The sequence below is a fragment of the uncultured Porphyromonas sp. genome (genome assembly GCF_947254915.1).
Taxonomy (GTDB): domain Bacteria; phylum Bacteroidota; class Bacteroidia; order Bacteroidales; family Porphyromonadaceae; genus Porphyromonas.
Genome location: NZ_CAMYEZ010000155.1, coordinates 1 through 3423 on the forward strand (window position 1 = coordinate 1; position 3423 = coordinate 3423).

3 protein-coding genes are annotated in these 3423 nt (G+C 54.0%); all 3 read left to right on the top strand.

Going from position 1 to position 3423, the window contains the following annotated elements; translation table 11 throughout:
- Positions 1-325 precede the first annotated feature (325 nt).
- The 3 genes from Q0X57_RS07880 to recF are packed head-to-tail and all read left to right on the top strand — an operon-like array spanning position 326 to position 3360.
- The gene (locus Q0X57_RS07880) at positions 326-1282 is read left to right on the top strand and encodes a nitronate monooxygenase (RefSeq protein ID WP_297729905.1); all 957 of its coding nucleotides are present in this window, start codon (positions 326-328) and stop codon (positions 1280-1282) included.
- 18 nt (positions 1283-1300) lie between these two features.
- Positions 1301-2245, top strand: coding sequence for a 4-hydroxy-tetrahydrodipicolinate synthase (gene dapA, locus Q0X57_RS07885; RefSeq protein ID WP_297729907.1), 945 nt, complete (start codon positions 1301-1303; stop codon positions 2243-2245).
- Positions 2242-3360 carry a DNA replication/repair protein RecF gene (gene recF, locus Q0X57_RS07890; RefSeq protein ID WP_297729909.1) on the top strand — a complete coding sequence of 373 codons (1119 nt, stop codon included), beginning with the start codon at positions 2242-2244 and terminating at the stop codon, positions 3358-3360. Before dapA ends, recF begins: the two co-directional genes overlap by 4 nt.
- The last annotated feature ends 63 nt before the right edge of the window (positions 3361-3423 follow it).

Below are 3423 nucleotides of genomic sequence, written 5' to 3' on the forward strand. Positions count from 1 at the left end.
CATATAGGTTGAGTTTATCTACGTCTCTATTGAAGAAAATCAAAAAGCGAAGGAAATCAAACAATTCCTCGGTAGAGCTTTTTGATTATCCAGCGAGGAATGGGAAAATTCCTCCGAACTTTTAAATCTTTCTTCCGAACTTTCATTTCATTCTTCCGAACTTTTATTTCGCGCCTCGGTGGAGAATTTTCATTTCCTCGGGAGCTATGGGGAAATTCCTCGGGAGGAATCAAAATCATTGGAGATGTAGGGGGGAGGATTTGCGGATATGTGGGCTGATTTGCGTAGCTTTGTGCAGGAAGTTTGAATTTTGAATTGAGACGATATGAAGAATAGACTCTGCGACCTGCTAGGCATTCGCTACCCGATCATTGCGGGCGGTATGGTCTGGTGTAGCGGTTGGCGACTGGCTTCGGCTGTGAGCAATGCGGGGGGGCTGGGTCTCCTAGGGGCTGGCTCGATGTACCCAGAGGTGCTACGCGAACATATAGCTCGTTGCCGTGAGGCTACGGATCGACCTTTTGGGGTTAATGTGCCACTGCTCTATCCTGAGATTGATACGTTGATCCAAATCATTATTGAGGAGCAGGTGCCTATCGTGGTTACCTCGGCGGGTAGCCCCAAGCGCTTTACCTCTCTCCTACATAAGCACGGTATCAAGGTGATGCACGTGGTCAGCAGTACGAAGTTTGCGGTCAAGTGCCAAGAGGCGGGTGTTGATGCGGTGATTGCTGAGGGCTTTGAGGCTGGCGGTCACAACGGTCGTGAGGAGACGACGACGCTGGCGCTGATACCGGCTGTGGCGCAGGCTATTGACCTGCCCCTCGTGGCGGCTGGCGGGATAGCTTCGGGGCGCTCTATCGTGGCGGCTCAGAGCCTAGGCGCTGAGGGTGTGCAGATCGGGACGCTCTTTGCACTGAGTGAGGAGAGTAGCGCGCATGCGGCTTTTAAGGAAGCGTGCGTCAAGAGTGACGAGGGGGACACGATATTGACCCTCAAGGAGCTCGCTCCGACACGTTTGCTGAAGAACGACTTTTACCAACAGGTAGTCACCCTGCAAGCTCGGGGTGCCTCTGCCGATGAGCTACGAGAGCTGCTCGGGCGGGCTAGAGCGAAGCGTGGTATCTTCGAGGGAGACCTCGCAGAGGGCGAGCTAGAGATCGGTCAGGTGGCTGCACAGATAGAGCAGGTGTGGCCAGTGGCTCAGATCTTTGACCAATTGATTGCTGAGTACAATGCGGCTCGTGCGGAGCTACTGGATATGAACTGGACAAATTGCTAAGGGCTATACCTTATATATATGTACGACAAATATACTTACCATCCTTATAGCCATCTGACGGGTGCTGGTGTGGCGTTGATAACTCCATTTCTAGAGAATGGGCAGGTGGACTCGGCTTCGCTGAGCCGTCTGACAGAGCATATAGTCTCGGGCGGATGCGACTTTGTGGTGCTACTCGGCACTACGGGCGAGTCGCCTACGGTCGTTTATCCTGAGCGGTTACTACTGATCGATGTGGTGCGCCGTACGATCGATGGGCGCTGTCCCCTGGTGATCGGTGTCGGGAGCAATAATACGCAGGATCTGTGCCAGCGTATGAGCGATCCGATCTATGACAATGTCGATGCGATCCTCTCAGTGGTACCTTATTATAATAAGCCGACGCAAGAGGGGCTGTACCTGCACTTTATGGCTGTTGCCGAGGCGAGCAAGAAGCCGATCATACTGTACAACATCCCCTCACGTACGGGTTGCGACCTACAGCCCGATACGGTGGCTCGGCTACAGCGTGACTCAACAAAGATCATCGGTATCAAGGAGGCTTCGGGGCATGTGGAGCGGATCGGACAGATTCGTGAACTGTGCCGTCCTGACCTGCTGATCTACTCGGGCGATGACCACTTGACGAAAGATATCATTCGTGCTGGAGGTGATGGGGTTGTCTCGGTCGTGGCAAACGCTTACCCGCAAGCAATCAAAGCGCTTGTCTCGGCTCTGATTACGGAGCAGCGGGAGCAGGCGGATGAGATTGACGCACTCTTTACGGAGATGTATCAGTTGCTCTTTAAGGAGGGCAATCCTGTGGGCATCAAGGGACTGCTGCACACCATTCATCTCATAGAGACGAGTGCGGTGCGCCTACCACTCTGCCACGCTACGGAGCAGCTCACGAGCCGACTACGTGCGGCACACGAAGAGCTACTCGTCCCTCTGCAGCAGTTAGGAATAGAGCCTAAGCTATGATCCTGAGTTCGCTGAGTGTCATCAACTTTAAGAATGTTGCGACGGCAAACTGTCACTTTGCCCCCAAGCTCAACTGCTTCTTCGGGGGCAATGGGATGGGCAAGACCAATCTCCTAGATGCCATCCACTACCTATCGGTGGTGCGTGGCCATCTAGGTACGACTGACCGCTATGCCATACGCCACGGAGCGCAGGAGGCGATCATCCAGGGCGAGTACCTATGGGACGATGGGCAGGAGGACAAGATCAGTCTACGCATCTCTGCCGAGCGGAGCAAGCAGCTCTCTCGCAATGGCCGTCTCTACAAGCGTCACAGCGACCATATAGGGCGCTACCCACTGGTTATCATTTCGCCACATGATCAGAGACTCATACGTGGGGGGAGCGATGAGCGCAGGCGCTCCGTGGATCGTATCCTCTCACAGCAAGACGCAACCTATCTGGCGAATTTGATCAACTACAACAGAGCTCTCGACCAGCGCAACAATATGCTGCGCAACCAGATCCACGAGCCAGCTCTGATGGATATCCTCGAAGAGACCTTAGCAACGACGGGACTGACGGTCACGATGATGCGACAAGCTTATGTCGAGGAGCTCGTCCCCACCTTTGATCAGATCTACCAGCACCTAGCTGCGGGCGTAGAGCGTGCGGTCCTATCCTTTAGCGCAGGGAGTGCCAGCACTGCCGAGGAGCAGCTGCGCATACTGCGCAATGGTCGTCAGCGGGACTACGAGTACGGCTTCACAGCGACTGGTTGCCACAGAGATGACTTTGATATGCTCCTCGGAGAGAACCTGATGCGCAAGATAGGCTCCGAAGGTCAAAACAAGACTTACCTCATCGCCTACAAGCTAGCTGAGTACCGCTATCTGCAGCAGCACTTGACCAATCAGACGGCTCCCCTGCTGCTCCTCGATGACATCTTCGACAAGCTAGACAGCGATCGTGTGGAGCGCATCGTAGAGCTCGTCGCTACGGACACTTTCGGGCAGATCTTTATCACCGACACTAACCGTAAGTACCTTGATGAGATCATCTCCTCGAAGCAAGTCCCCTATCGTCTCTTCCAGATCCAGGAGGGCTCCCCGACAGAAGTCACCGCAGGATGCTAGTCATTCTGCAAGAAAAGAGTACTCTTTGGGCTTGAAAAAAGGACTTTAGCGCAAAGTCTTGTG